At 43.8% G+C, this 4,175-nt stretch carries 3 protein-coding genes; 1 reads left to right on the top strand and 2 read right to left on the bottom strand.

The features are described 5' to 3' along the window. On the top strand, nucleotides 1–1,704 hold a 1,704-nt coding region (locus A3761_RS27710), incomplete at its 5' end, for a hypothetical protein (RefSeq protein ID WP_197473042.1). Between the two features lie 30 nt (nucleotides 1,705–1,734). Here A3761_RS27710 and A3761_RS13170 read toward each other — a convergent pair. Both A3761_RS13170 and A3761_RS13165 read right to left on the bottom strand, forming a co-directional pair. Then, complete coding sequence (locus A3761_RS13170) at nucleotides 1,735–2,424, bottom strand: sensor histidine kinase KdpD (protein WP_068506457.1); 690 nt, start codon at nucleotides 2,422–2,424, stop codon at nucleotides 1,735–1,737. A 14-nt stretch (nucleotides 2,425–2,438) separates the two neighbouring features. Further along, a complete protein-coding gene (locus A3761_RS13165) occupies nucleotides 2,439–4,100 on the bottom strand; it encodes a tetratricopeptide repeat-containing response regulator (RefSeq protein ID WP_082865439.1) in 1,662 nt (553 codons plus the stop codon). Between the last annotated feature and the right edge of the window lie 75 nt (nucleotides 4,101–4,175).

Here is a 4,175-nt window from a genome sequence, read left to right as displayed (position 1 = left end):
GAGCGAGAAATAAATATTTCTCACAGTACTGTCCCTGGGGAGTCAAAAGTACCAGATGAAGAAAGCGGTAAATTGATTGATGTTGACGCTACTGAGTTAACATTAGGGCTGAGTAGTGGTCGTTTTGCCTTACATAACACTTATACTCTTCAAGTGGAATCAGACGTACATGATTTAGTGGAAGATGATTTGTCAACAAGTGAGGATGAGCGTAATTTTCTTGAAGGCGGGGAGAGGGTCGCGTTTACGACGGAGTCTGGCGTATGGCACGAGTCCGAAACTCTTAATTTCAAGTACTTGAATGAAGAGGGTACACAGGCAGTCTTTCATCAAGGGGACAGCTTTGAGCCGATTATCCAAAGTAGTCAAAGTGGCACTACTTTATTGGTTTGGAAGCAGAGTGTTGAAGGTGTGACACAGATTTGGGCAAGTCAATATCTAGCGGATCAGGAAGTCTGGGTTCTACCCGGAACTGAGTCTGCTTCACGGCATTGCCGCAAGAATCCTGACTCTCTTGATTCTTCCTGCGTTAACTCATTAAGGTTGGATAGTGCTGGTCTTGGTAGCGTTTACTCTCCAGAAATCGCTATTAATGAGCTGGGGCATGCGGTCGTTATATGGATTCAGCCAAGGTCTCCTGACGCACAGCTGACAGCATGGGTTAACATGTTTGATGGGAATGCATGGAGCGGGCCACGAGATCTTTTAAGTGGGTCTTCTGTTGATGGTGAGGTTAGAAATACCAGTTTTAGCTTAAGTGATTCTGGAGGGGTTGTTGGTGGTTTCATTCAACAAAGCTCTGCCGGTGTTCAGCGTGTAAGGCTGCTTTCTTTTAATTTTATTACCGGGTTTAATGGTTTGGGGTTTGGCGCTCCAATTTATATTGATACAGTATCAGGAGCCGATGTTTTGGGAGACGCCCAAGACCTTGAATTATCTCTTAGTTCCTCAGGTCTTGGTGTGGTGGTGTGGTCACAGGAAGTGTCGGGCTTCGACAGAGTTAGAGCAAGAAGATTCAATGTATCAAGTGATGCAACTCTGAGCAGTGATGAAACACAGTTTGTTGATGTTGTTGGTGCAGAAACACACTTTGCGGTTCAACCTAAACCCTCAATTTCTGATAATGGCGATCTCTACGTTGCTTGGCGTCAATCTTCTGGAAGTCGATATGATCTAATGCTTAATCGTAACGCTAGCGGAGAGTGGGAAGATGCTAAAAAGATTGAATATGATGACTCGGCAAGCGTTAGTGAGTTTACTCTGGCCCACAATAATTTGAACGAGTTATTTGTGGCTTGGTCAATGCTGTTCGACGATGGTGTGAACAGTCTTACAGTTCGTTCTTATCATCCCGGCTCTGGCTTTTCTACTGCTGAAGACATTCCAGTTACTGGATCTGGTTCTGAGAGACCGGTTACCAGCCCTTTACTAAACTTTGACTATGAAGGTAACGGTGTCTTAAGTTGGGTTCAGAATACTTCGTTCCACCCAAAAATCAATACAAGACAATATTCTAAGTTGTCTAAGGTGTGGCTGAGTGAAAGTACGATTGTTCAAGAGACATCAGGTGCCGAAGTGTTAACCTTGAGGCAAAATGCCTTGCTACGTGACGGCAGAATACTTTCAGTGTGGGGGCTGTCTGATGTTACCGGTGCATCGCTTGGCAGCGCACTGTTTAAAGAATACCTCCCACCTATTGAGTAAGAAAAATCTAGGCTGGCTTGGTAATTTGATTTAGGGAAGTGCTACCGTGAAGACTCCCCCTCCGTGTCTGCCTCCATTTGATAACTTGATAGACCCTTGCTTGTCATTTTGTGTGTGAAGTTTAGTGACCATTTCAGCAAAATATATTCCCAGGCTGGTGCTGCCAGTTTGAAAGTTAATGTTATTTATTACTTCTCCTGGTGAGGCTTGCAATAGCTCGTCAGGATAACCGATTCCATCATCATGTATTTCTATAATCAGGTCATCATCTTTGATGTAGGCGACGATTTCAATGATCGATTTGGTATAGCGTGAAGCATTATTTAGCGCGTTATTAAGAACGCCCAAAATTACCTCCCTATCAAAATACCAAGATATATTTGGATCACAGGTGATTTCGAGTTCAATATTTTTATCTTTGAGCATTGGCGAATAGTGTGCGGATTGCTCGTCCAGGATGTCGTGAACAAAGCACTCATCGATATGTAATGATAGCATTTCATTCTGCAGGCGATATAAGCCAAGTAGCTGTACAAGGTAGCTATTTACACGTTCAGCCTCATATTTTACGACAGTCGTATTGTTTCTTTGTTGCCACTCTTCAGGCAGTTCTTCGCACATCTGATCTACGGAGTGTAGTAGCATGCTGAGCGAATTTTTCATGTCGTGGACAGCTGATGCGATAATCATCGAGAAATCGGGTTGTTTGTCTTTACTCATGATACTGTACTCGTTCAATTTTGTTTTTTGGATTGAAGTTCTGCTACTTGCTTCTCGAGGTGTTTAAGCCTTCGGTATTGGTTATGCTGTTCGGGTATGTTGTTTATTTTTTCAAGGGACTGCTCTGCAAGCTTTAATAAGCTATGGTCAGCAGTTTCTTTAAATAGCTTCGTTACAACTTGAGCTAGATTAAGATTCAAGGCTGCGTGTCTTGGTGTATGCTTGAGCGCTTCTTTGAATGCTTCAGCAGCTTGTGCAAGTTGGCCTTGTTCAAACTGCTCAATACCTGATTTATTAAGGCGTTTTGCTTGCTTTTTGGCCACTAAGCTTTCGGGTTCGTCAAGCTGGCTTTCAATTTGCGCTAGCGCTTCGGGGTCGTTACTGAATCGCTCAGCGAGTGTGATTAAGAGTTTCTCGGCACGTTCAAGCTCGTTTAAGGAGTAGAGTGTCTTTGCTAGCTCGATGCCAATTTCCGCTGAGAGCTTCTCTTCTTCAATCATGCACTCTGCTTGATGAAGTTTTTCCTGTGCTGCTTCGGCATTGTTCTGACCATTAAATACTCGAGCCTCGATAAGCGTTGCATTGAGGCAGGCCTGTTCGTCAGCCGAAAATTTATGTGTTAATTCGTTTAGAACTTGTATCGCTTCGTCCGCATGTGTTTTGCCAGAATCACTAAGGTCTCCCGATGACCTTTCGGATAAGCAGCGGCCAAGGTTTAGGTAGTTGTCAGCTTTTTCATGTATTGAGTGTTCGCCATATCGAATAGCTTTCCTGTATGCCTCTGTTGCGCTTTCAATGTCTTGATTCTTTTGACATAGCTTGCCTAGTTTCTCATGACGTAGAATTACTCTGGGCGACATTTCAACTGCTGACTCAAGTGATTCTTGTGCTTTCTGTGGTTGATTCAGTTTCTCGTAGCAAGCTGCGAGACCGTCATATGCTTCAACCATGTAGGGGTTAAGTTTAAGTGCCGCCTTAAAGTTCTCCAGGGCAGGTGAGTAGTCTTGATTTGCTAATTGAGCTTGCGCCAGCCCTAGCGATGCCCACGGTATTTCGCGCTTTGCGATAATTGACTCATACAGCCTGATTGCGCTTTGTGTGTCGCCAATTTGTAGGTAAAGTTGGCCCAATGTTTGGTGGCACCAAGAAGAGTATCGTGACTTATCATTGATTAGTGCCAAGCACTGGCTGATAGCCTTGGGGTAGTTCTCTAGATCAAGTTCCTTATTTATAGGCTTTAGTGCTCGTTGTTGCATTACCAGTTGACCAAGGCGCTGCTCTAATACTGTGCGCGTAATTGGTTTTGCAATGTAGGCGTCGGGTTGGTACTCGCGTGCGCCGAGAACAACATCTTTAGCTGTTTCTGCAGTAACCATAACAAATAAATGGATGTGTTTGAGGCGCTTGTTTACGCGAAGTGCTTCAAGAACCTGTTGGCCGTTCTTGCCTGCACCAAGGTTGAAATCACATAATACTATGTCATAGAAGTTAAAGCGGCATTTTTCTAAGGCATCTTCGGCAGAATAGGCAATGTCGACATGTACAGCGCCAAAAGACGATAGCATGAGGCGCAACGATGAACGGAAGCTTTCAAAATCGTCAATGATCAAAAATTTAAGTCGTGGATAAATTTTATCGAGGTCGGGCTGTTTTTGCTTTGATGTCTTAGTTTCCACGTACGTCAATATCCATATCTACTGATTAGAAGGCGAGTTGTTTTCAAGGTAATCAATTATTTCCTCGACCAATCC

This window comes from Oleiphilus sp. HI0123 (assembly GCF_001635315.1).
The sequence above is the reverse complement of the archived record's forward strand: the minus strand, read 5'-3'. Positions and strand labels throughout refer to the sequence as shown.